Raw genomic sequence first — 25,249 nt, forward strand, 5'->3', positions numbered from 1 at the left:
TTGGTCCGAAAGGCAAGGCAATCAGCAAATTCACTCCACTTCGAAAATCTGTCCCGGCGTTTGACCAAACAGGAGCCGTATGGCCTGCGATTTTATTCCACTTGTAAAACGAACGGCATATTGATATCATTTTTACTTTGGGGAAGTATGAAAAAAAGTTTTCAAGAAGGCTTTGCATCCTTCCACTCCTAAACCATAACGGTTGATGGGCTAACTTATCCATTCGCCATTCAACGATTGGGTTTAATTTTTTATATGAAATTTATGGAATGAAGGAGGCAAATGTAATGGAGTCAAATGGTGGGTCACTGCAAAAGAAATTATTGCCGCGGCATATTAGCATGATGGCAATGGGAGGGGCAATAGGTACCGGGATTTTTAAAGGAAGTGCCGAAACCATATCATTAGCAGGGCCAGGAGTCATATTCACTTATATTTTTGCAGGATTATTACTGCTTGTAGTCATGGGTGCTATAGCGGAAATGGCAATTGTCTATCCAAATACGAATATGAAAGGTTTCGTTCGGAAAGCATTCGGTAACCGCTTTTCATTCATCATAGGCTGGATGTATTGTTTCATGTGGCTATCCGTATGTGTCATTGAGGTAGTGGTGGCAGGAAGCTTTTTGCAGTATTGGCTCCCAGCAATCCCGCTTTGGATATTAAGTTTAGGGTGTGCTGCTTTCATCATTGGGATTAACATGATGAATGTCAAAAATTATGGTGAATTCGAATTTTGGTTTGCTGGCATTAAAATTACAATGATCATCGTATTCATCATATTGGGAGCCTGTATTTTATTTGGAGTCATCCCAAGCGGCGGATCTAATTATCTACAAAACTTCACCGGGCATGGAGGATTTTTCCCAAATGGGTGGATGTCCATCTTTTCGGCATTACTGATCGTCATGTTCTCCTATGGTGGTTCAGAGTTAATAGGGGTGACGGTAACCGAAGCAAAGGATGCGGAACGCATTTTACCGAAGGTCATTAAAAACTATATTTGGAGAGTCGTATTATTTTTCACCTTACCGATACTTGTAATCTGCGGTTTGATTCCTTGGAACGAAATTAGCGACCAGGCAAGTCCGTTTGTACAAGTTTTGTCAATGTCCGGTTTTCAGGGATCTGCACATATCATGAATTTCATTTTAATTACGGCCGTCTTATCTGCCGCTAACTCTGGAATATATGGGTGTACCCGCATGCTGCATTCTTTGGCTGCAGAAGGGGAAGCTCCCAAGTCGTTCTCTTATGTATCAAAAAATGGTGTTCCTTTGTATAGTTTGATATTAAGTGCATTTGTATTGATCGTCGGCTCCATGGTTACTTTCGTTGCACAGGACAAGGCATTTACTTTATTAATGGCGTTTCCAGGTTTTGTAGTATCCCTTGTATGGATCAGCATCTGTTTAGCGCAGCTAAAACTTCGCAATTCATATCCCAAAGCCCCGAGTTTTAAATTGTGGGGATTTCCATATGTAACCTTGTTTGCCGTAATCACCTTAAGCATCATTTGTGTAACGTTCGTGTTCAATGAACAGAATCGGATCAGCATCATTGCTTGCCTGATTGTCTTGGCTTCATTAATCTCGATTTCCATTTTTAAATTTAAAAGTGGGGATTTGCAGGAAACAACGATGATAGAAAAGGATATTGCTAAATAAATTCACAAAAAAGATACGACATGGGCAAAGGCGTCCATGTCGTATCTTTCATTAATAATCATCGATATACTGCAACTTCATTTCGATCGTTCATGTACCTGACGTTTCATTGATTATATGTTGTAAGGAGGCTATGAACCTCTCGTTTTCAAGTGGAGTGCCGATGGTCACGCGGATAGTATTTTCATAGCCTAGCAAATGACCGGAACGGATGATGACACCTTGAATTAATAACTTCTCAAAAATGTTCCTGCCAGGCTGGTTCAGTTTAACCATCAAGAAGTTGGCATGTGAAGGGAAGAATGTTAATCCCATCTTGCTTAGTTCGTTTTCTAAATATCTTCTTCCTTCCTCATTCTTACGAACACATTTCTCGACAAATGGATGGTCGTCGAGGGAAGCGAATGCCGCAGCCTGTGCTAAACGATTGGTATTGAAGGGTTCCTTCACTTTAACTAGCTCTTGTATGATGGAAGCATCCATTAAACCGTATCCAATCCTTAATGCAGCCAGTCCATAAATCTTTGAAAAAGTGCGTAAGATGACCAGATTTGAATGCATATTTAAAAGTGGCAAGGTTTCTAAATATTCTGCATCATCGACATATTCATAGTATGCTTCATCAATGATCAGTAAAATATGTTTCGGCACCTTCTCGATAAAAGAGCGTAACTTTTCTTTTTGAACGATCGTTCCTGTCGGATTATTGGGATTACAGACAAATATCATTCTTGTTTTTTCTGTTATGGCATCATAGATCCCCTCCAGGTCATGTACACCATTAATAAGAGGTATCTTTACTGGTGTGCCGCCGTCAATCAATACATTCGTTTCATATCGTGGAAATGTCACATCAGCCATGATGACTTCATCATTTTGTTGGATATAGGTTCGTGTTAACAAACGAATCACTTCATCAGATCCATTGCCTAAAATGATATGATCTTTATTGATATTCAATTTCCTTGCCAACTTTTCAGCTAATGCAGGTGCCATACCTTCAGGATAAAAGGAGGTTTGCTCCATTTCGGTAATCATGGCTTCTTTTGCTAGAGCTGAGCAACCGAATGGATTCTCATTGGATGCCAATTTAACGATCGTTTCAAGACCGAGTTCACGTTGCACCTCTTCAATTGGCTTGCCGGAAACATATGGGCTGATGCTTTCGATGTTTTGTCGAACCGGGATTTTCGTAAAGGTCAATGCAGGTTCCTCCCTTTTGTAAATTCTGAATTTTCTTTTTCTATTGGATTATTTTAATGATAGAATATTAACTGATAAAATTACATACAAAAAAGAATGTATTTTTCACTATCCATACAACATTTTAAAGAAATATAAGCTTATATTCCTTCATTATGAAAGGCGGTTGCTTCATGGATGAAATAGATGTCAGTTTACTGGAACTTTTACAAAAGGATGGACGCATTACGATTAGTGAACTATCGAAGAAATTGGCTCTCAGTCGACCTAGCATCTCTGAACGTATGTATCGCCTGCAAGAAAAGGGGATCATTGAGGGATTCAGTGCAAGGGTATCACCTCTGGCAATAGGAAGAGGTGTACTTGTGTTCATTCAGGTGAGTGAACTTAAGGTTCCAGTATCCGATTTTGAGCAATTGGTGAAAAATGATTTAGACATTATCGAGTGCCATCGTGTAACAGGAACCGTTGGATATTTTTTGAAAGCGGCTTTGGCTGATATGGACAGCATGAGATTACTGATAGATCGATTAATACCCTATGGACATCTGAATACATCCGTGGTTTTGACATCCCCGGTACCTTCCCGCTCCATCCTTCCTAGGATCAATGAAATGGAGGATCATGGTGCGAAATCCTAGGTGGAATTTCAACCGATCCTTGTAAATGGGTTTGCACATGAAGGTTTAACAGAAAGGAACGAGGCACGGTGCCTGTTCCTTTTTTGGTGTTATTATAAATCCATCAAAGCCCCGAAATATTGCTGGGCTGTTGTAAAACAAATGAATGCCAATAGTTCAGAAATCTCTTCGTCACTGAATGCCTCCTTCAATACTTGGAAAAACTTTTCCTCCGTTTTTTCACGTTGTAAGAGGAACACTTCCGCAAAGGCTATTGCATAACTTTCTTTCATATCTTCAGGCTTTAGTGGAATCCCTTTTGCCTGACAATAGGAGCAGCCATTACCGTATGCCAGGACCCTTCTGACGTTTTCCTTTAACTTCTTTGAAAGTTTCCCATCTGCAGATATGCAATCTGAGAGGTCCGACCATTTATGCGAAATCTCTTCAGCATGAAATAATCTTTGAAATGGACTGGATCCCTGCGATGATTTTTTTATTCTTGTCATGAACATCTCTCCTTTGAGATAATCCTAATATAAAAATCCAGGAATTTTAATTCCGTTCGTAAAGTATTAAGGTTTAATAATGAATGAATGTAAAGAAAAGAAGGGGAATTTTTGTATAATGAAAATTGATGAAAAAGACCAGAGCATCCTTGCTGAATTAACGTTGAATAGCCGAATTTCCATGAGGGAATTGGCAAAGAAAGTAAAGCTCTCCGCTCCCACCGTTGCCGAACGGGTAAGGCAAATGGAGTCGTTCGGGGTCATTAAAGGGTATGTGGCCGAGATTGATCATAAAAAGATCGGTTTTCCAATTGAGTGTATCGTGGAAGCAACGATAAAAAATGGAGAATATGAGAAATTTAAAAAGTATATCTCCAAGGTGCCGAATGTTGACTTTTGTTATCGAATTGCCGGGCAGGCTTGCTTTATGCTAAAAATCCACAGTGAGAGCCTTGAAGAAGTGGAGGAATTCATCAATCGGACCATTCCGTTTGCGGCAACCGTCACCCATGTGATCCTTTCACAGGTGGAGAGGGAACCGGAATGAGTATTTTTTTCTAACATGATGTGTGCAGCGCCTGGATATTTCCAGGTGTTTTTTTTGCGATCAATGCTTTCGGTGATTCAATAAGAATAAGCTATCGGAATAAGGGGTACATGTAATAATGGATTCGAATCTGAAAAGGTGGGGTGAGGTATCATGGAGGGAACGGACGACTTTAAACCTGAACTAGCCAGAGAAGCAGTTAATGTGATTGAAAATGTAGCTGGAACATATCCTGGTTATCGGCGTGCGCATGCAAGGGGATATGTTTATGAGGGGGTTTTTACCCCAAACGGAAAAGCGTCCCCAATAACGGTGGCCCCACATCTTCAGGATGAAGCTGTGCCGGTGATCATTCGGTTTTCAAATAGCTCACCGATTCCAAGCCATCCTGATGCCATTTCCCCTGTAAAGGGCATGGCCGTCAAGTTTCAATTGCCGAATGGAGAGGAATCAGATCTCATTACTGTGACCATTCCGTTATTCTTTGCGAAAACACCGGAAGCGTTTATTGATATTGCAGACTTTTTCAAGTCTGCCAAAGAAGGTTTCCCCAATCTGAAAGAGCTTGCAAAAATCCTGTGGAAATACCCTGAAAGCAAGGCAAGCCTGCAAATGCTTAAAGAAATGCGTTCTCCAGCCAGTTTCTCAACTTGTCAATATTACTCCATTCATGCATTCTATTTCATTAACGCGGAAGGAAGGCGGCAGGCCATCAAGTACGAGTGGATACCTGATGCCGGCCTTAGTATGCTAGAAAAAAAGGAGGTGGCCAAGCATTCGCCGGAGTATCTGGTTGAAGAAATGGAAGAGAGGCTCAAGCAAGGTCCGGTGGGCTTTAATTTGAACATCCAAATAGGAGGGGAAAATGACCCGACTGACGATCCAACCACGGCTTGGTCGGAAGATAAACAGGTAATCACGATAGGGCATTTAATGATTTCCGGAAAATCGGCAGTGTTTAAAGATACTTTAATGTTTGATCCAACCAATATTCCTGAAGGAATCGAATGCCCGGAAGACCGAATCTTGCATTTTCGCCATAGTGCGTATGCCGTCTCTTATGAACGTCGGATAAATAACGAATGAAATCAAGAAAAAGGGGAATTCCCTTACTATAAGGGTCCCCTTCAGACTGTCGGCAAACTGCTTTACTTTCCTCGGACTGAGCCAAGCCTCTTCAAAGCATCCGCCCGTGGGTTCTTGGCAAGCCTGTTATTCGGCAGGAGTGTCGCAAATTTTCTTCAATTTAACGAGGGTCTCATATATATAACAGTAAAAGACAATAGTCATGTTTTAAAATCATGGTTCGGAGGTCAATCCGAACCTTTTTCGTATGTTTACATTTTTCCGGATCTGAAAATGGTGTAGAGCATAAGTAAGAACATCAGGGTTGCAACGACAAATCCTATCTCGATGACCGGTATCTTCCATAGGATCAAGGTTTCCCCGCCTATTGCAGAGCCGATAATGAGACCGACCATGATTATGCTGAATGCCAGCAGGATAATACTGAAAGACAGCCGGTTCGAGATTTGATCAAGCTTATGTAAAAAAACTTGGAGTTCGGGAATGTTGATATCGAGCCGCAATTTCCCTTTTTTAATGATACCTGTCACTTCCTTGATATCCTTGGGCAATTCGGCAATGGCTTCGGCAGACTCGATGAATTGATTCCAGGCGTTCTTCGCAATGTTTTTGGGGTTGTAGCGTTCCTTAAAAAGCCTTTCCCCAAAAGGTTCAGCTGCCTTCATAATGCTGAAATTCGGATCTAATCCTTCGACTATGGCCTCCATGGTAAGCAAAGCCTTGCCGAGCATCGTGAATTCGGGAGGGATTTGGACTTGATGCCGATTGGCAACCGTGAACAGGTCATTGACGGCTCCGCCTAAGCTGATTTGGCTCAATGGGATATCATAATATTTATTTCGCAGTTCATCGATATCCCCTCTTAATGGGGCCATGTCGATTTCGTCCGTCAGGAGGCCCATCTCTGAAAGCGTCTTGATCAATCCATTGGTGCTGCCGCGTTTCAGATTGATGACAAGCGAGGCGAACTGAAACTTAGTTTCTTCCTCCAGCCGTCCCACCATTCCGAAATCCATGAGTGCGACGACATTCCCTGGCAAAATGATGATATTGCCAGGGTGGGGATCGCCGTGGTAAAAGCCATCGATCAATATTTGCTGAAGCATGGAATTCGCTAATCTTTCCGCGATTTTCCGGCGATCATAACCTTCATCATCAAGCTGTTTATAATGATTGATCTTAATTCCTTGAATGAAATCCATCGTCAGGACCCTTTTTGTGGAAAACTCCCAATGGATCCTTGGTACCTTAAACCCTTGATCATCGATGAATTGCTTGGCTATTCTTTCCCCGTTTCGGCCCTCGGAGTTATAATCGAGTTCTGCACGGAGTGATTTAGCGAATTCATCAATCATTTTTCTGATCTGGTAGCGTCTTGCCCAAGATATGCGTGCTTCCATCAGTCTTGCCAAATCATCGAGAATTTCCAAATCCGTTTCCACAGTCGGCAGGATATCGGGCCGCTGTACTTTGATTGCTACGACTTCCTGCGATGGAAGCCGTGCCATATGGACCTGCCCAATCGAAGCGGTTGCCAGTGGGGTTTCATGAAATTCAAGAAAAATGTTTTCCAAAGAATCACCCAATTCGGCTTCGACAATTTTGCGAACCCTCTCAAATGGAAAGGGGGTTACCTGGTCCTGTAGCTTTTCAAGTTCGCGGACGATTTCGTCAGGAACGAAATCACGCCTCGTACTTGCAATCTGACCAAGTTTAATGAATGTAGGTCCCAAGCTTTGTAATATCGTATGCAGCCGCTCTCCAATTGAGCGGAGGTTCAGGTTTTCATCAGGTTGGAGTTTCGATGCAGCTTTGCTCTCGGATAATCCCAGACGATAGATGAAGTAACCAAAACCATTTTTCAAGAAGGCATTAATGATTTCTTGGTAACGATGTGCGTGTTTCAGTCGCTTGCGAAACATTCAAGTACCTCCTGATCAGGATTGTATGTTTTGGTTCTGTTTTTCCAAAATTGCGATACGGCGCTCCAATTCCTGTACTTCTTCTTTAGTTGCCAAGTTTAGGCCATTGAGCGCTTGGTTGACTTTGGACTTGACGGAATCATCCAGCTGCCTTTGGGCTTGTTCCCCTTTTTCGACCCATTGCTTAATAAGGGCCTTGGAGTCTTCTTTTGAGATATCGCCTTTTTTCACAAGAGAGTCCACTGCTTTTTCAATTTGTTCTTTTGTAGCAGCGGCAGCACCTAATCCTAAAGAAAACGCATTTTTTAATAAGTCCATTTTTACATTCCTCCAATATAAATTTTCACACTGTAAGAAAGATAATGGCGGATGCCTTTAACCGTGGTTCATTCTTGTTGTTACTATCTATCATACATCACTTTAGGTCCGTACAAAAATATAAGGGTCCTGCAGATTTTTGATGATAATGAAGAGGATTAGTTGATCGGTCAAGGAAATGTTTGAAGTGAAGCAAATTGGATATTATGATAGGGACAAATCTGTGAAAGTGAGGATGGAATAATGGGATTCGCAAATAAAACGGTGATTGTAACAGGCGCTTCGAATGGTATAGGGAGAGGCGTGGCAAAGGGATATGCAGAAAGCGGCGCTTCTGTCGTTCTCGCAGATTTGGACGAGCGGGAAGGTGTTCTGTATGCGGAAGAGCTCAAAAGTAACGGTCATGAAGCCATGTTCGTTAAAACGGATGTACGCAAGGAGGCTGACATACAACATTTGATGGATGTAACTTTAAAAACATATAAGACCATTGATATATTAATCAATAATGCAGGAAAGGCATTGTTCAAATCGCTTTATGATCTGACGATTGAGGAATGGGACGATATGTTGAACACGAATTTGCGCAGTGTTTTCCTTTGTTCCCGGGCAGCGGCAGAATCGATGCGAAAAAATGAAAAGGGAGGTGCAATCATCAATATAGCATCAACCAGAGCAATAATGTCTGAGCCGGATTCGGAATCCTATGCCGCGACAAAAGGAGGGATCAAAGCACTGACACATGCACTTGCCGCTTCTTTAGCCAAAGAGAAAATTACGGTCAATTCGATTTCTCCGGGCTGGATTGAAACGGGAGATTATGACTTGCTGAGGGAAAAAGATCATCAGCAGCATTTTTCCAATCGGGTTGGCAAACCGGGAGACATTGCAAGGGCCTGTCTTTATTTGACGGCAACGGAAAATGATTTCGTTACGGGTGCGGATCTTATCGTCGATGGAGGCATGACAAGAAAAATGATGTACGAGGAGTAACTCATTTTTTCCGATAGAGATATTGCAGTTCAGTTCCGAGCTCACGGTTGAGCAGCTGTTCCATTTCTTCAAGCTCTTTTATGCCGATAGGGGCATCGACAGATGTCCAGTGAACGGTATAAACAAAATAGTAATCTCTTATTTTTCGGAAAATAACAGGCGAATTCGGGAATTGATCAAAAATTGCCCTGATATTATAGCGTCTCATGTAGGACTACTTAACAAGCTGCATGTAGCTACCCATCCTTTTCAAAAGAGATCAATGACTGCCAGGATGGCAGCCATTGGTCGGTTCTTATTTATCGTTGAATAAATTGAATAAGCCTCTAGCTACGCTGCCTTCTTCGGATGATCCTCCATTTTGCGGCGCTGCAGCAAATACACGGCTGGCAAGCCGGCTGAATGGCAAAGATTGCACCCATACGGTTCCGGGCCCTTTTAATGTTGCAAAGAATAAACCTTCGCCTCCGAATAAAGCGGTTTTCACGCCTTTTACCGTTTCAATATTATAATCTACCCCGCTAGTCATTGCCACTAAACATCCTGTATCTACGCGTAAAATCTCTCCGGCTGCCAATTCCTTTTTATGGATCGTACCGCCGGCATGAACGAAGGTCATTCCATCTCCTTCAAGTTTTTGCATGATGAAGCCTTCACCGCCAAAGAAGCCTGCCCCTATTTTTCTCTGAAACTCTATTCCGACCGAAACGCCTTTTGCTGCCGCCAGGAAAGCGTCTTTTTGACATATGATTTTCCCGCCGAGCTCGCTTAAATCCATCGGGATGATTTTACCTGGATAAGGCGAGGCGAATGAAACGTGTTTTTTATCACGTCCTTCATTCGTAAAAGCCGTCATGAAAAGACTCTCACCAGTCAGGAGCCGTTTCCCGGCACCGAATAACTTACCCATCATTCCGCTGTCACCATTCGAAGACCCATCGCCAAAGATGGTTTCCATCTTGATTCGATCTTCCATCATCATTAAACTTCCCGCTTCGGCAATCACCGTTTCCTGAGGGTCCAATTCCACTTCAACAAACTGCATGTCATCTCCATATATTTTAAAATCTATTTCATGGTTATTCATTTTCCATTCCTCCTATCCGCCTTATTTTCATTGTAAAAGATAAACTCTTAACCTGCCAATATTTTTCAGTTTTGCACCGTAATTTATATATTTTTTATTTTCAAGGGTATATCTAGTAAAATGAAGAAAGAAAATACAGCATGACACTTAAGCTGAAATGAACCTTATCTTAAGTGTAGGGGGAGACAACCATGGAAACTTACATATTATCATTGGACCAAGGAACGACAAGTTCGCGGGCCATCCTATTTAATAAAAGCGGGGAAGTCTTGCATATTGCGCAAAAGGAATTCACCCAATATTTCCCGAATCCTGGATGGGTGGAGCATAACGCCAATGAAATTTGGGGTTCCATCCTATCGGTAATCGCTTCCTGTCTATCGGAAATGAATGTAAAACCGGAACAGATCGCTGGAATTGGCATAACGAATCAACGGGAGACGACCGTGGTATGGGATAAGAAAACAGGTCAGCCGATCCATCATGCCATCGTCTGGCAATCCCGGCAGACAAGCGAAATTTGCACTCAAATGAAGGATGAGGGTCTCGATGACTTATTTTTGCAGAAAACCGGTTTGTTGATTGATGCTTATTTTTCCGGTACAAAGGTGAAATGGATTCTCGACCATGTAGATGGGGCACGGGAAAAGGCTGAAAACGGAGACTTATTGTTTGGTACGATCGATACGTGGCTGATATGGAAACTTTCGGGTGGTAAAGCACATGTAACCGATTATTCAAATGCTTCAAGGACGCTGATGTATAACATTCATGACCTGAAGTGGGATGAAGAGCTGCTGGGAATCCTGCAAGTGCCGCAATCGATGCTCCCGGATGTTCGCTCTTCATCGGAGATATACGGGAAAACAGCACCACACCATTTCTTTGGACACGAAATCCCGATTGCCGGAGCAGCTGGAGATCAACAGGCAGCTTTGTTCGGCCAAGAATGCTTTGAAAAAGGAATGGCCAAGAATACGTATGGCACCGGATGCTTTATGCTGATGAATACAGGAGAAAAGGCAGTGAAATCAGAACATGGCCTATTGACCACGATTGCATGGGGGCTGAATGGAAAAGTCGAATATGCCTTGGAAGGCAGTATTTTTGTCGCAGGTTCGGCCATACAATGGTTAAGGGATGGGCTGAAACTCTTGCATGATCCGAAAGACAGTGAAAAGTATGCTTTGCGGGTCACTTCAGCGGATGGAGTCTATGTAGTCCCCGCATTTGTTGGATTAGGTACCCCTTATTGGGATAGTGATGTCAAGGGAGCTGTATTCGGACTGACAAGGGGGACATCGAAGGAGCATTTCGTCCGGGCAACATTGGAAGCGTTGGCTTACCAGACAAAAGATGTCCTTAGCGCCATGGAAGCCGATTCAGGGATTAACCTAAAGGCATTGAGGGTCGATGGCGGGGTTGTCAAAAACAACTTCTTGATGGAATTTCAAAGCGGTCTCCTGAACGTCCCCGTAGAAAGACCGGTTATTACTGAAACGACAGCGTTAGGCGTAGCGTATTTGGCTGGACTCGCTGTCGGGTATTGGGAAGATCAGGAAGAGATTTCAAAGCTATGGGCAGTCGATAAGAAATTCGAACCCGGGATGGAAGAACAGGAAAGGAAAGATTTATATACTGGCTGGAAAAAGGCAGTTCAGGCGGCAAGGGTTTTTAAATAGAGTAAGTAAGGGTATTATTAATAGAGGAGAGAGATGAATACAGAACGTCCAAACATAAAATAAGGGGTGGTAAGATGTTAGTTAAGGATTTCATGATAAGAGAAGTCTATGTAGCCCGTCCTGATTTTACATTAAAGGAAATTCTGCGAATCTTAATTGAAAATAAAGTTGGCGGGGTACCGGTCGTCGATGAGCATGATAAGCTATTAGGAATGGTCACGGACGGGGATATCCTTCGTTATTTGGCACCTGCAGAAGAAGCCATCATGGGATATTTCACCTACATTACGGTTCTTCCCGGTGAAGAATTGGATGAAAAGGTTACCTCCAAAATGAGTGATAAAGTCTCACAAATCATTAAAAATAAAAGGATTACAAAGCTATCCCCCGAAGATCCGTTAGATGAATTGATAAAGGTCCTTTCCAAGCATCATTTCAAGAAAATCCCGGTCGTGGACAAAAATAATAAAGTCGTCGGCATCATCAGCAGGGGAGATGCACTTAGGGCTCTATATAAGGAATTCGTTCAAAAGCTGGAATAAATGAAAATCAAAAAAGGCCTGCTCGTAATGAAGTGAACCCAAAAAGTTAGACACTTTATTTAATTAGGCAGCCTTGAGGGCATGAACCCGGTAATCTACCGGGCTCATGCCTTTTAATTTTACCTTGATTCGCTGATGATTGTAGTAATGGATATATTCTTCTAGTTCTTGTTTGAAATGCTCCATGCTTTCAAATTCTTGAAGATAGAGTAATTCGGATTTTAATAAGCCAAAGAAGTTTTCAATGACCGCATTATCGAGACAATTTCCTTTGCGGGACATGCTTTGTGTAATGTTATGTCTTTTCAAATCATGCGAGTATTGTTTCATCTGATAATGCCAGCCCTGATCTGAATGGAGAATGGGTGAATCTTTCGATTCCAAGCGATCAAAGGCTTTATCCAGCATTTTGGAAACGAGCGGATAAACAGGCCGAGATTCGATATTATAGGCGATGATTTCACCATTAAACAAATCAAGAATGGCCGATAAGTATAGTTTCTCCCCAGCTAGATGGAATTCGGTGACGTCTGTCACCCATTTTTCATTGGACTTTGCCGCCTTGAAATCACGTGCTAGAATGTTGGGCGCAATCTTGCCGATGTTCCCTTTGTACGAACGATATTTCTTCATGCGAACCAATGACTTCAATCCTAGTTCATTCATCAATCGGAGAACTGTTTTATGATTGATGCGAGCACCTCGGTTACGTAATTCTAGGGTGATACGCCGATACCCATAACGCCCTTTATGCGTATGGAAAATCTCTTTGATAAGTGATTTAATTTCTGTGTATTTATCCTCACGCCCGAAGGCGTTTACCCAATAATAGTACGTACTCCGTGCCATTTTAGAAATGGATAGAAGCAGATTTAAATCAAATTGTTTCCTTAGTTCATGGACTACTTTCGCTTTTTCTTTCTTTGTAAGGCTTCCTTTTCTTGAACTAAGGCATTCAACTTTTTTAGATAGGCATTCTCTGCACGTAAGTATTCTAATTCGGCAAGAAGTGCTTCTTGAGAGCCATTAGCTGGCGATGTTTTCTTGGTTTCTTTTTTCATGGATAGACGCCCCTTTTTCTTTGGTTTAAGGGCGTCTATACCGCCTTCCTTAAACTGATTTGCCCAATTCAAAAGTGTAGAATCGGAAGGAAGGTTATAGTGTACAGCGGTCTCGTTGATCGATGCCCCATATTCGTTCATATATTTAAGTACCTCTAGTTTAAAGGGCAGAGTGTAATTTGTATAGGATGAAGCAAGTCCTTCCATCCCATGTTTTAGATAGCGAGCGACCCATCTTTTCAGAGGGGATAAACCTACATTTCTTTCTTGTGCAATGGATTTATAGGATTTTTTTCCTTCTAAGTACTCTAAAACTGCATGTAATTTTTCGTCTATCGTATATTTAGTCAAAAAAACTGCACCTCCAATTGTTAGATGTTGTCTAACAATTGGGGTGCAGTTCAGTAATCGAGCAGGCCCTTTTTTTGTAATTACCATTGAGTGCTTTCTTCTGCTTTATCTGCATCAGATTCACCTTTTGCTCTTTTTTCCTTCAATTTAAAGTAGGCGTCCATTACGTCCCGCCCGATCCGTTTGTTAATATCATCAGAGGGCTTGCCTTGATACACCCATGGCACGACGACAGAGAATGCCACTTCCGGATTATTGTGAGGTGCATAACCTACAAGTGTTAGATTGATAGTCGGGACTGGCGCGCTATATTGATTCCTCCGCGGTCCATCGTAAAAGGCCTCGGCAGTACCCGTTTTTGCTGCCGCATGGTAGGATTTCCCCCCGAAATATTTATACGCTGTCCCGCCTGGCTCCTGGGCAACCTGCCTGAATCCTTCCTGGACACGCTGCATCCAAACGTCTTTCCCGCCTAAATCGTTTAACACTTTGGGACTCATTGTTTTAAAGACGCTGCCCAATTCATTGTGTTCGTTGGATGGATTCCTGATTTCCCTGACCATATGGGGCTCAAGCCTTTTTCCGCCATTTGCAATCGTCGAAACATACTGTGCCAATTGCATAGGAGTATATGTATCATACTGGCCAATCGATAAATCCAGCAGCAATCCGTCTGTTGACATATCGACTCCTTTAAACCCTACGGATTCATTTGGCAGGTCGATGCCTGTGCGGACACCCAATCCAAATTGGGCATAATGATTCCGCATGATTGAATAAGCTTCCCGGTTGATTCCTAACGGCCGGTGAGGGATATAATGACCGCCGGCAATTTTGATTGCCGTCATGAACATATAGACATTCGACGATTTCTTTAACGCGGAGACATCGGTTACATAACCCAAATCACTATAAGATCCTTTCTTAGGGGCCCCTGCTAAAAGGAGTTTTCTGTCAAAAAAAGCTGACCCTGGTGCGATGGCTCCTGTCTGAAAGCCCGTGTAGACCGTAGCCCCTTTGACAGATGACCCCATCGTATAGGAGGTCGTAATGTTTCCAAGAGCGAAATCGTTCATTTCGGTCAATCCGGTCTTACTGTTGCGGCCGTATTGCCTGCCGGCCATTGTAAGCACCTCGCCTGTATTCGGGTCCATTAAAACGACAAAGGCACGATCCAATAAGTAGGTATTTCCTTTAGCTTTCGATTTCGACAATTCTCTCTCGATGATTTTTTCAACCTGCTGCTGCAGCTCCATATCAATTGTAAGGACCAAGTCTTTTCCGCTTTGCCCTTCAGTGAGGGTATTCGTTTTGATGACTTCCCCTTTGCTCAGTACATTTTCAATCCGCGTCTTTTGACCGCGCAGGACATCTTCATATTGCTTTTCGATATAACTTTTTCCGACCCGGTCATTCCTGGTATAGTCGCGTGCCAGGTAATAGTCGATATTTTCACTGGGAATGCCTTCTTCGGAAGAAGAGACCTTGCCAAGAACCGAGCGGAGGGTCTCGTCATACTTATAGGTCCTTTCCCAATCCGTCGTTACGTCCACACCTGGCATTTCATCCAAATGTTCGCTGACCCTGGCGAATTCCTCAGTGGTGACATCTTTATTTTTCACGATTGACGGTGCGAGGGCATAGCCGCTATTGAATTCCCGGAAGATGGCGATCACTTCCAATTCATCTTTGGAGAATTCCTTGATATTCTCATCGGTCACCCGCTCCATTTGAAGTTTGTATAAATCTTTTTGCTCCAGTTTCTTTTCGACTACTTTCTTCCTCTCGGCCTTGGTAATCAAGGCTTCGGCTTCTTTCGGATGTTTTAAAATCCAAAAATCCTTTTTATCCGGCAGGGTCACCTTTTTGGTATCTTTTTCTATCAAGGTGGCAAGGATTTCTGCCGTCTTCACCATATCTGCGGTTTTCGTATTCGGGTATTTCGTATAGGTAATGGCATTACGTGGCTCATTATCAACGACCGGATTCAAGTTGCGGTCATACATCTTGCCACGGGGAACGGGGGTATTGGCGACATCGTTTTCCGTTCGGTCCACTTCTCGAAGGTAATCATCCCCATACACGATTTGGACGATGCCAAGCCGGATGATTAGGCTTGAAAATAAAATGAATATTAAAAAGAACAAAAAGTTCAGTCGGAAAGGAATTGGGGTTTTTTTCTTTTTTTCTTTGGCCATCAGTAACATTCCTTTCTAGTAAAAGTAAAAAATAAGAAAATTCCTATCTCCAATGATATATAAAATTAACTTATTTTTCTATGCTTTATCCGTAAATTTATCTATATTTCCAAAAGAATGTTTTGAAGTTATATAATTCCTCGTAATCTTATAATTGGGAAAATTGATATAAAGGCCAATGAGTCCGAAGGGGTTTAATAGATAAAGAGAGGGGCGGAGCGGCATAGCGACCATCATGGGGAGAGAAATATATGAGTCGCTTCTGTGAAAAAGGGGAGCTCACAAAGTAAATGAATGAACAACCTTTGGAATCCATTCACAATGACTTTAGTACCATGAACTTTGATTTTAAGCATTAATTTGCTTCATATTTCTTAACCGGAGTTTGAGCCGCGACGCTGATAATCTCTTTGAAATATCCGCAAAGCTGAAGCCATTTTTCAGGGTATATATAGATGAAGCGTTCGATCGTTTCCAGAGAGTGAAGCACCAGGCAATCGATTTGACCCGTTTTTTTATTTTGTAAATTGAGTAGAAGCTCATGCGGGATGGTGTAATAAGGATGGATTTGATACGGATTCAGTATGACCGGGGAAATATTCTTTTCCTCTAAATGCTTGTCCGTCATAATCTTTTGGATTGCAAAGCTTTCATCCGTATGTAAATCCCCGATTTTGTAATGTGGATTCAATAGTACAATGCCTCTCATTTGTTTCACCCATTCTTTTTGCTAACCATTCTTGCCAAATGGGGGATGGGATATTCAAAGTAAGAGGCTTGATGCTAGAAAATGGCTTTCATTCCGTTGAGGGTTTTCAGCTGCTTGACATTTTCGAGCACCTCGTTGGTCAGGTCCGCCTTTTTAATGATCGGTGTGCTTCGTAAATCTTCTATGAAGCTTTCATTCGTGAACCAATCAAAGGAATGGGGAGGAAAGAAAAGTTGATCATCCCATGCATCATGTAGAGTGGGGCTGTAGACTTTATCATCTTTTGACGTGGATGCATCAGAGGTATATATGCTTCCCCAGTAATCCTTTCTGGAACCAGTGTGGGGTATCTCTTTTGTAAATTGGCCAACACCGCGAAAAACCGCCGGATGCTGAAATAGGAGCCCATATAATAATTTCCCCGTTTCAATCCGCTGTTTCGGGTCGGCAAAGCGTTCGATGGTAAGGCCTGTCAAGTTATGAAGCCCTTTTTGCTTGTTTGCATAAGGAAAGATCACTTTCATGAAGCCTAAGTACTCCTGAAGCTGAAAATCAAGCCTGCGGAGGATTTCACCATGACGGGTGCGCTTTAAGATCCTTTCCTGAAGCATTCTTTGTTCATTAATGATAAGGGCCGTTGTCAAAAGGGGTGAATGGGGACCTTCGATGAAAGATTCCCAAATCGGGGCCATGAATCTTGAAATGCGGAATACTGGAAAATACCTTCTTAGCGGAAGTTCTTTTTGTTTAGAATGTTCATATAAAAGAAGCTGGGGGAAGGCATCTGCAAATATGGCCGAATTGGCGCGCTCAAGGAACAGGAAAAATTTCTGCCGTTCGGCTCTGTCAAGGAGATGGGTCATGGTTGAACTTTTCAAGTCAGTCATATGGTATCCTCCATTCCTCGAAACCATATGTGCTAAAAAGGCCCAATGGACCTCTGGATTACGATTGTAAAAGGCAAGATATGCTTGTGTTCTTGTAATATTGTTCCGGTTCAAGGCAGCCGTCTCGGTTCGAATGCTTTTTATAAGGGCGGTTTCCTCAGGAAAAAATGCTTTCGACTCATCAAAAGGCTGAAAGAGCTCTTTTTGTAAACTGGATTTTAGCGTGTCATATCTTTCGGCATCGATGATGGGTTTTGTTTTGACAGGGTGTTTGCCCATCAGCTTCTGCAAATATTGGGAAAGCATACAATCACCACGAATGTTTTTCGATCATTATATGCAGAGCCGTCAAGAAAGGGGCGTTGCATTTGCAACGCCCTAAAGGTGATATCATCGGTTATTTTTCTTCTTCTTTTCCCAGTACAATAAAATATAATAAACGATCCAGAAAAGAAACACAGGAATGAAGGATAAAAATCTATATTGGACCGGTACGGCAAATAAGATGAATATGGATGAAAATAAAAAGGGAACTGCTAGGAGTATATATTTTCTCCATTGCATATGCTGAACCTCCTTAGGTTACGTCATCCTTATAAGAATAAAGGATTATCCAGCAATAATCTAGAAAAGTCGCAATTGACAAAGCTATGTAAAACGTAGTAATCTTTAAATATAAGTTAAATATTACCAATAATTATTGAAAAAGGAGGCGAACGTCATGACTAAATCAGTTAAGCACAGTGATGTCACAATTGAATATCATACGTCCGCCTGCCCTGGGACCTTGTCTTTCTAGACAAAGGATTCAACGTAACGTGTTCATTGATCATTTTTAAAGCGCAGGTGTGGAGTTTTCGCGGCCTGCGCTTTTATATGTGTTCATTACGCATCTAAAAAGCTTCCGCTAATTGGCGGGGGCTTTTTGGCATTTGGGGTACAGGTGCATAAGCATCCTTTCCATATAAATGATAGGAGGAATTTTAAATGAGACGAAAGACAATGGAAAACTTATGGCAACCCGGAGATCCAGAAAGCGGTTAGCGAGTGAAAGGTTTGAACAAAAGGGAGGGGAATTCATGTTTGCGATTTTTAAAAAGCTGTCCTGGTTCTTTAAAGAACAGTGGCGGCGTTATACCTTGGCGATTTTATTTCTGTGCCTGGTGAATATCCTGGAGGTTATCCCGCCAAAACTCGTCGGGAATGCCATCGATGATATGAACAATGGCAGCATGACACAGGAAGGGGTCATGAAATACGTTATTTATTTGCTCATGGTACTGAGCGGCAGTTACCTATTTGGTTATTTATGGAGTTATCTGTTATTCGGCGGCGGTAACCTGGTCGAACGAAAGCTAAGGTCTGGATTTATGGGCCATTTGCTGAAAATGACGCCGACGTTTTATGAAAAAAACCGTACAGGGGATTTAATGGCAAGGGCAACCAATGATTTAAAAGCAATATCCCTCACTGCTGGTTTTGGGATATTGACGCTCGTTGACTCGGTGCTGTTCACCATTACGGTTGTGGTCATGATGGGAGCCACGATCAGCTGGGAGTTGACGATTGCGGCGGTGCTGCCGCTGCCGATCATGGCAGTGATGATGCAAATTTACGTGAAGAAAATTTACAAACGATTTACGGATGCACAAGCAGCTTTTGGTACTTTAAATGACAAGGTCCTGGAATCCATTTCAGGCGTCCGTGTTATCCGGGCCTATGTCCAGGAGCGGGAAGACGAAAAGCGATTTGATGAAATGACAGAGGATGTATATCGCAAAAATCTGGCCGTGGCAAGAATCGACGCACTCTTTGATCCGACAATCAGCATTATCATCGGCATCAGTTATTTAATCGGGTTGGGTTACGGGGCTTATCTTGTGTTTCAACAGGCCATAACGCTTGGCGGACTTGTTTCGTTCAATGTGTACCTAGGCATGTTAATTTGGCCGATGATAGCGGTGGGTGAACTGATCAATGTCATGCAAAGGGGAAATGCCTCGCTAGATCGTGTTCAAAATACCCTTTCATATGAAGCGGATGTGAAAAATTCATTGGGTTTGAAGAGTATTCAAAAACCGGGAAATATCCAATTCAATTCAGTGTATTTTACATACCCGTCCTCAACGGTTGTGAATCTATCCAATATTTCCGTTCAGCTTGAGTGCGGTCAAACATTGGGGATAGTGGGGAAAACAGGGAGTGGAAAAACGACATTCGTGAAGCAATTGCTGCGGGAATATCCTAAAGGAACAGGTGAAATCGCTTTTGCAGACATGCCGCTGGAGGAACTGAACCTTGAAGATATTCGTAAATGGATCGGCTACGTTCCACAGGACCATTTCTTATTCTCGAAGTCTGTTAGGGAAAATATCTTATTCGGTAAAATGGATGCAACGGAAGAGGAACTGTCTGAAGCTATCCGGCTTGCGGATTTTGAGAAGGACTTAATGATGCTGCCCAACCGTCTTGAGACACTTGTCGGTGAGAAGGGTGTCGCCCTATCTGGAGGGCAAAAGCAGAGGATCTCGATTGCCAGGGCACTGATCAAAGATCCGGAAATCCTTATATTGGATGATTCCTTATCCGCTGTAGATGCAAAAACGGAAACGACAATCATCGAAAATATCCAAAATGAACGTGCAGGAAAAACGACGATCATCACAACCCATCGCTTATCAGCCGTTCAGCACGCGGACAGAATTATCGTGTTGGACAATGGAGAGATCATCGAAGAGGGGACTCATGCGGATTTACTGCAAAAGGATGGCTGGTATAGAGAGCAATTTGAACGACAGCAGGTTGACGAAGGGACGGAGGTGAAGGCATGAAGGTCGTAAAGAAACTTTTTAACTATGCTGCCTTTTATAAAAAATTGATCATTGGCGCCCTGATCATGTTGGCACTTTCGGTAGCGGCCGATTTAACGGGTCCTTTCGTTGCCAAGAAAATCATCGATTCACATATACTTGGCATCGAATCCACCTGGTATGAAGCGGGTAAAGGAAAAGATGCTGTTGAGTATGATGGAAATTGGTATAAACGGGCTGATTACTTTGCAAAAGGGGAGAAGAAAGGCAGGGAAGTCCATGTTCTGCAGGTAGGCAATCAATTTGTCTTCGTTAATGAAGCTGTCCCTATCGATGGGCGCAGAACCTTGGAGAACCAATCGTTGATCATCAAGAAAGACGGGGAAGAACAGCGTACGCAAGCAGTGAAATTGACGAATAAGGAAGTGATGCGGTTTTACCAACCGGAAATCCCGCGGATCATTAAGCTTGTGGCCTTTTATTTTAGTCTTGTCATCCTTTCCTCCATTTTTCAATATGGGCAGAGTTATTATTTACAGAAAGCGGCGAACCGTATCATACAGAAAATGCGAAATGATATTTTTACGCATATTTCCCGTCTGCCGATACGTTATTTCGATAATATGCCAGCAGGGAAAGTTGTAGCCAGGGTCACTAATGATACGGAAGCGATCCGGGAATTATACGTAACCGTGCTCGCCAACTTCTTCTCGAGTACGATTAATATTTTCGGGGTTCTGATTGCTTTGTATATTTTGGATCCACTAGTCGGTACCATTGGTCTTTTACTTATTCCGATCATCGTTATCTGGACGATGGTATACCGTAAATTCGCCTCGAAATATAATCACATCATTCGGGAACGGGTCAGCGATATTAATGGGATGATCAATGAATCCATCTCTGGAATGAGCATCATCCAGGCATTTGGGCGTGAAAGGGAGACGAAGCAATCTTTTGAAAATCTGAACAGGGAGCATTATTCCTATCAAAATAAAATGCTTCATTTGAATTCGTTGACGGGCGGAAACTTGATTGGTGTCATTAAGGTTTTGGCGCTAATGGCATTCGTCTGGTATTTCGGCGGGATATCCCTTACAGCGAGTTCAGCCATTTCTTTAGGGATGATGTATGCAATTGTTGATTTGATCAGCCGCCTGCTTCATCCGCTTCACGGGATCGTCAATCAGTTCGCTAACCTTGAACAGGCACTTGTTGCAGGGGAGCGGGCATTCAGTTTATTGGATGAGCAGGGACTGGCAGTCAGTGATGAAAATATGTCCAGATACAAAGGAAATGTGCAATTCGAAAATGTTTCTTTTGGTTATAAAGAGAATGAATATGTGTTAAGGGACATTTCCTTCTCCGCTAAACAAGGGGAAACGATTGCTTTAGTTGGCCATACTGGGTCAGGAAAAAGTTCCATAATGAATTTATTGTTCCGTTTTTATGACAGCAGTGAAGGGCAAATTAAAATCGATGGCACGAATATATTGGATATCCCCCATCAGACGCTTAGGGAGCATATGGGAATCGTCCTTCAAGATCCCTATTTATTTACTGGCACCATCGCTTCCAATATCAGTCTGAATCATAAAGGCATCACAAGGGAAATGGTTGAAAAATCATTAAGGGATGTAGGGGGGGACAAAGTGTTGAAGCATCTTCCTTTAGGGTTGGATGAACCCGTGATCGAAAAAGGGGGAACGTTGTCTTCCGGACAGCGGCAGCTAATCTCTTTTGCTCGTGCTCTTGCATTCAATCCTGCCATTTTGATTCTGGATGAAGCGACAGCAAGCATCGACACTGAAACCGAGGCAATTATCCAGGAGGGAATGGAAGTGCTGAAAAAAGGGAGAACGACATTCATCATTGCCCATAGACTTTCCACGATAAAAAATGCCGACCTAATTCTTGTACTGGATAAAGGGAGGATTGCTGAGCAAGGTACACATGAAGAATTAATGGAGTTAAAAGGGAAGTATTATCAAATGTATGAACTGCAGGCTGGACCGCATAAAGGCATGGCTGGCTGAACAAAGAATAAGGATGGATAATCAAGATCAAACTATAATGAGGGTGCCGTAATCGGCACCTTCAAGCGAAATTGTTGATAATAGTAATCATTACGATATACCTATACTGAAGATGAGGTGATAATAGTGAAACAAGAAATTCATCCCGATTATCGGCAAGTGGTATTCATGGATACCAACAGTGGGTATAAATTTTTGACAGGCTCCACGAAAACGTCAAATGAAACGATCGAGTGGGAAGACGGCCAAACGTATCCATTATTAAAAGTGGAAGTCAGTTCAGATACGCACCCCTTTTATACCGGAAAGCAAAAGTTTGCTGAAAAAGGCGGACGGGTGGATCGCTTCCTGGATAAATATAATATGAAGAAATGAGAGTCAGGCCATCGGGAAATCGATGGTCCTTTTTTATAAATGATGAAATAAAAAGGGTGCCAAATATGAGGCACCCACTACTTTAATTATTTTGCAGCAATTGCTTCCCCTTTAGCAATATTTACGAGGGCCGCATCGAAGTCCTTGATTATATCGTCCGGATTTTCAAGTCCGACAGAGAGGCGGAGCAAGCTGTCCGTGATGCCTCGCTTTTCCCTTTCATCAGCAGGCATGGCAGCATGGGACATTTTGGCCGGGTAGGATAATATGGATTCGACCGCTCCTAGGCTTACGGCAAAAACAGGGAGCTCGACAGTGTTCACGAAGGAACGGAAGACTTCCTCACTTTCCAATTCAAATGATAGGACCGCCCCCGCTCCAAGTGACTGGCCTTTCTGGATGGCGTGCTGTGGATGATCGGAAAGGCCGGGATAATACACTTTTTTCACCAAGGGCTGCTCCTTTAAGTAGGCTGCAATCTTTTCTGCACCTTTTTGGGAGTGCTCCATTCTAACTGACAAGGTTTTCAGGCCTCTCATTACAAGCCAGGCATCCTGGACACCAAGGACCGCTCCAAAGGAGTTTTGGAGGGAACCGAGTCTTGCTGCCAATTCCGGATCTTTCACTACTGCAAGCCCAGCTACCACATCACTATGTCCGGATAAAAACTTCGTCGCGCTATGAAGGACAACATCAGCGCCCAGATTCAGCGGTTTTTGCAATGCCGGCGTCAGGAATGTGTTATCAACAAAACTTAAGGCACCTGCTTTTTTTGCGATATCACATACGGCTTGAATATCGGTCACTTTAAGTAACGGATTTGAAGGCGTCTCGATGTATATGGCCCTGGTATTAGGCTGAACGGCCGCTTTGACGCTTTCAAGGTCCGTCATGTCAACGAAGGTATGCTCAATATTGAAACGCGTCAATACACTAGTGACCATCCTGAACGTTCCGCCATACACATCTTCGGAAATGACGATATGGTCTCCGGCAGACAACAGCAGGAAAGCTGTTGAAATGGCAGCCATACCTGATGAAAAGGCAAAGCCGTGAGTGCCTTCCTCAAGTTCGGCAATGATGTCTTCCAGCGCCTCGCGAGTTGGGTTCCCGCTTCTGCTGTAATCATATTTGCCGAATTGATCGATATCGGATTGATGGAAAGTCGATGCGTGCTGAATGGGGACACTCACACCGCCCGTTGCCGGATCGAATTTATGTTGATTATGAAGTAATCTGGTTTCAAAGCTAAAATCATGATCTGTCATCGTAGTGCCTCCCTTTTTACATGTGCGAATGCTTGCTGTAAGTCCTGGATCAAATCATCGCTGTCCTCGATACCGACTGAGAAGCGGAGCAGGCGATTACAAACTCCATTTGCGGTTCTGACTTCAAGCGGTATATCGGCGTGCGTTTGTGTAGCAGGATAGGTGATGAAGCTTTCGACTCCTCCAAGGCTTTCTGCAAACGAAATTAATGAGAGCGATTGTAAAAATGGGTTGACCGCCGATTCATCAATGATACGGAATGAAATCATGCCGCCTCTGCCGGGATACAATACGTCCGTGACACAATCATGTTCCGACAAGTAATCTACAAGTATCTTGGCATTCTTTTCATGACGCTCCATCCGCAATGCCAATGTTTTCATTCCGCGCATCAACAGCCAAGAATCGAATGGGCTCAAGACAGCTCCAGTACCGTTATGATGGAAGGCGAGAGCATCACATAATTCAGCGCCGCTAGCAACGATCAGTCCGGCGAGCACATCATTATGACCACCGAGATACTTGGTTGCGCTGTGAATAACGATATCCGCTCCAAGCAGGATGGGTTGTTGAATAAGAGGCGTGTAAAAAGTGTTATCAACGATTAACAATAAATTATGTTGTTTAGCCAATGCGGCAACGGCGCTAATATCCGTTTCCTGCATAAGAGGGTTAGTGGGAGTTTCGATGAAGATGGCTTTCGTGTGAGGAGTGATGGCTTTTTCGATATCCTCCAAACAACAAGTGTTTACATAGTCACACTGCAACCCCCATTTTTTAAAACCTTGTTCTAACAGACGATATGTACCGCCATAAAGATCTTCGCTGACAATCCATGCATCACCTGATTTAAAAAGGGCGAGGATAGTGGAAATGGCGGCCATTCCTGAACTGCAGGCATAACCTTGGTCGCCTTTTTCCAGATCGGCGATGGAACGCTCCAATAATTGGCGTGTAGGATTACCTGTCCTTGTGTAGTCGAATCCCGTCGATTGGCCAATTCCTTCATGGCGAAATGCTGTTGAAAAGTATACCGGCGGATTGACTGTTCCTGTCGCCGTTTCGCTGCGGTTTCCTAATTGAGCAAGATATGTTTCAGTTTTATACATGGTTTTCACTGCTCCTTTGAGTTATATAAAATAAAAAAAGTCTTCTTTAAGAAGAAGACTTTGATTAAGTAGGGACGAGTCATTCTTCTTATCTTCCAAGTTCATAAACTTGTGGAATTAGCACCTTTTCATTGGTTTGAAACAAATGAAGGTTGCTGAGGTGTCATCGGGCCATTCCCTCTACCTCTCTCGATAAGAGTTTAGATTATTCAATTTCTTTTGAATTTACTATATATACAAAATACTGTCAAGGGCATTTTGGGAGGATG

The 25,249-nt window shown here is 42.9% G+C and carries 23 protein-coding genes and 1 riboswitch; of the genes, 10 read left to right on the forward strand and 13 right to left on the reverse strand.

Translation table 11 applies throughout. The features are described 5' to 3' along the window. Positions 1 to 287 precede the first annotated feature (287 nt). Positions 288 to 1,667 (forward strand): amino acid permease, encoded by a 1,380-nt coding sequence (locus tag QNH43_RS05445; RefSeq protein WP_283917082.1) that lies wholly within the window; start codon positions 288 to 290, stop codon positions 1,665 to 1,667. A 90-nt stretch (positions 1,668 to 1,757) separates the two neighbouring features. On the opposite strand, the gene hisC is transcribed toward QNH43_RS05445, so the two are convergent. Continuing rightward, entirely contained in the window at positions 1,758 to 2,870 is a 1,113-nt protein-coding gene (gene hisC, locus QNH43_RS05450; protein ID WP_283917083.1) for a histidinol-phosphate transaminase, read from the reverse strand. A gap of 173 nt (positions 2,871 to 3,043) precedes the next feature. Between hisC and QNH43_RS05455 the strand changes: the two genes are divergently transcribed. Next, the gene (locus QNH43_RS05455; RefSeq protein WP_034314805.1) at positions 3,044 to 3,511 is read left to right on the forward strand and encodes an Lrp/AsnC family transcriptional regulator; all 468 of its coding nucleotides are present in this window, start codon (positions 3,044 to 3,046) and stop codon (positions 3,509 to 3,511) included. Positions 3,512 to 3,603: 92 nt separating this feature from the next. Here QNH43_RS05455 and QNH43_RS05460 read toward each other — a convergent pair whose 3' ends face one another. Further along, positions 3,604 to 3,999, reverse strand: a complete 396-nt coding sequence (locus QNH43_RS05460; RefSeq protein ID WP_283917084.1) for a carboxymuconolactone decarboxylase family protein — start codon at positions 3,997 to 3,999, stop codon at positions 3,604 to 3,606. A gap of 118 nt (positions 4,000 to 4,117) precedes the next feature. Here QNH43_RS05460 and QNH43_RS05465 point away from each other — a divergent pair, with 118 nt between their 5' ends. Further along, positions 4,118 to 4,546: an Lrp/AsnC family transcriptional regulator gene (locus tag QNH43_RS05465; RefSeq protein WP_076367375.1), complete on the forward strand. Its 429-nt coding sequence runs from the start codon at positions 4,118 to 4,120 to the stop codon at positions 4,544 to 4,546. A 153-nt stretch (positions 4,547 to 4,699) separates the two neighbouring features. Next, complete coding sequence (locus QNH43_RS05470) at positions 4,700 to 5,632, forward strand: catalase family peroxidase (protein WP_283917085.1); 933 nt, start codon at positions 4,700 to 4,702, stop codon at positions 5,630 to 5,632. Positions 5,633 to 5,883: 251 nt separating this feature from the next. Here QNH43_RS05470 and QNH43_RS05475 read toward each other — a convergent pair whose 3' ends face one another. Next, the gene (locus tag QNH43_RS05475; protein WP_283917086.1) at positions 5,884 to 7,554 is read right to left on the reverse strand and encodes an ABC1 kinase family protein; all 1,671 of its coding nucleotides are present in this window, start codon (positions 7,552 to 7,554) and stop codon (positions 5,884 to 5,886) included. A 15-nt stretch (positions 7,555 to 7,569) separates the two neighbouring features. Continuing rightward, entirely contained in the window at positions 7,570 to 7,872 is a 303-nt protein-coding gene (locus QNH43_RS05480) for a phasin family protein (RefSeq protein ID WP_283917087.1), read from the reverse strand. Between the two features lie 243 nt (positions 7,873 to 8,115). Between QNH43_RS05480 and QNH43_RS05485 the strand changes: the two genes are divergently transcribed. After that, on the forward strand, positions 8,116 to 8,865 hold the full coding sequence (locus QNH43_RS05485) for a glucose 1-dehydrogenase (protein ID WP_283917088.1): 750 nt from the start codon (positions 8,116 to 8,118) through the stop codon (positions 8,863 to 8,865). Position 8,866: 1 nt separating this feature from the next. Here QNH43_RS05485 and QNH43_RS05490 read toward each other — a convergent pair whose 3' ends face one another. Further along, positions 8,867 to 9,073 carry a hypothetical protein gene (locus QNH43_RS05490; RefSeq protein WP_283917089.1) on the reverse strand — a complete coding sequence of 69 codons (207 nt, stop codon included), beginning with the start codon at positions 9,071 to 9,073 and terminating at the stop codon, positions 8,867 to 8,869. A gap of 87 nt (positions 9,074 to 9,160) precedes the next feature. After that, the gene (locus tag QNH43_RS05495) at positions 9,161 to 9,952 is read right to left on the reverse strand and encodes a TIGR00266 family protein (protein ID WP_076367363.1); all 792 of its coding nucleotides are present in this window, start codon (positions 9,950 to 9,952) and stop codon (positions 9,161 to 9,163) included. 191 nt (positions 9,953 to 10,143) lie between these two features. On the opposite strand from QNH43_RS05495, the gene glpK reads away from it, so the two are divergent. Then, on the forward strand, positions 10,144 to 11,634 hold the full coding sequence (gene glpK / locus QNH43_RS05500; RefSeq protein WP_283917090.1) for a glycerol kinase GlpK: 1,491 nt from the start codon (positions 10,144 to 10,146) through the stop codon (positions 11,632 to 11,634). A 74-nt stretch (positions 11,635 to 11,708) separates the two neighbouring features. Beyond that, positions 11,709 to 12,176, forward strand: a complete 468-nt coding sequence (locus tag QNH43_RS05505) for a CBS domain-containing protein (protein ID WP_283917091.1) — start codon at positions 11,709 to 11,711, stop codon at positions 12,174 to 12,176. Between the two features lie 63 nt (positions 12,177 to 12,239). On the opposite strand, the gene QNH43_RS05510 is transcribed toward QNH43_RS05505, so the two are convergent. From QNH43_RS05510 to QNH43_RS05530, 5 genes are all read right to left on the reverse strand, one after another. Beyond that, positions 12,240 to 13,588, reverse strand: a protein-coding gene (locus QNH43_RS05510; RefSeq protein WP_283914783.1) for an IS3 family transposase whose coding sequence is annotated in 2 segments (ribosomal slippage) — positions 12,240 to 13,144 and positions 13,144 to 13,588 — 1,350 coding nt in all. Because the reading frame shifts where the segments join, the coding sequence is not laid out codon by codon here. A gap of 80 nt (positions 13,589 to 13,668) precedes the next feature. Then, entirely contained in the window at positions 13,669 to 15,786 is a 2,118-nt protein-coding gene (locus QNH43_RS05515) for a peptidoglycan D,D-transpeptidase FtsI family protein (protein ID WP_283917092.1), read from the reverse strand. Between the two features lie 355 nt (positions 15,787 to 16,141). Beyond that, on the reverse strand, positions 16,142 to 16,495 hold the full coding sequence (locus QNH43_RS05520) for a hypothetical protein (protein WP_283917093.1): 354 nt from the start codon (positions 16,493 to 16,495) through the stop codon (positions 16,142 to 16,144). Positions 16,496 to 16,569: 74 nt separating this feature from the next. After that, positions 16,570 to 17,688: a DUF2515 family protein gene (locus tag QNH43_RS05525; RefSeq protein ID WP_283917094.1), complete on the reverse strand. Its 1,119-nt coding sequence runs from the start codon at positions 17,686 to 17,688 to the stop codon at positions 16,570 to 16,572. 84 nt (positions 17,689 to 17,772) lie between these two features. After that, entirely contained in the window at positions 17,773 to 17,946 is a 174-nt protein-coding gene (locus QNH43_RS05530) for a hypothetical protein (protein ID WP_179086033.1), read from the reverse strand. 515 nt (positions 17,947 to 18,461) lie between these two features. On the opposite strand from QNH43_RS05530, the gene QNH43_RS05535 reads away from it, so the two are divergent. The 3 genes from QNH43_RS05535 (at position 18,462) to QNH43_RS05545 (ending at position 22,603) form a co-directional block, all read left to right on the forward strand. Further along, positions 18,462 to 20,213: an ABC transporter ATP-binding protein gene (locus QNH43_RS05535; RefSeq protein ID WP_283917095.1), complete on the forward strand. Its 1,752-nt coding sequence runs from the start codon at positions 18,462 to 18,464 to the stop codon at positions 20,211 to 20,213. Beyond that, complete coding sequence (locus QNH43_RS05540) at positions 20,210 to 22,228, forward strand: ABC transporter ATP-binding protein (RefSeq protein ID WP_283917096.1); 2,019 nt, start codon at positions 20,210 to 20,212, stop codon at positions 22,226 to 22,228. Before QNH43_RS05535 ends, QNH43_RS05540 begins: the two co-directional genes overlap by 4 nt. A gap of 126 nt (positions 22,229 to 22,354) precedes the next feature. After that, a complete protein-coding gene (locus tag QNH43_RS05545; RefSeq protein ID WP_076367349.1) occupies positions 22,355 to 22,603 on the forward strand; it encodes a type B 50S ribosomal protein L31 in 249 nt (82 codons plus the stop codon). A gap of 86 nt (positions 22,604 to 22,689) precedes the next feature. On the opposite strand, the gene metC is transcribed toward QNH43_RS05545, so the two are convergent. Then, entirely contained in the window at positions 22,690 to 23,871 is a 1,182-nt protein-coding gene (gene metC, locus QNH43_RS05550) for a cystathionine beta-lyase (protein WP_283917097.1), read from the reverse strand. Next, positions 23,868 to 24,980, reverse strand: a complete 1,113-nt coding sequence (locus QNH43_RS05555) for a methionine biosynthesis PLP-dependent protein (protein ID WP_283917098.1) — start codon at positions 24,978 to 24,980, stop codon at positions 23,868 to 23,870. Before QNH43_RS05555 ends, metC begins: the two co-directional genes overlap by 4 nt. Positions 24,981 to 25,065: 85 nt before the next feature. Continuing rightward, positions 25,066 to 25,179: riboswitch (SAM riboswitch) on the reverse strand. Positions 25,180 to 25,249 lie beyond the last annotated feature (70 nt).

The organism is Peribacillus simplex (genome assembly GCF_030123325.1).
Taxonomy (GTDB): Bacteria; Bacillota; Bacilli; order Bacillales; family DSM-1321; genus Peribacillus; species Peribacillus simplex_D.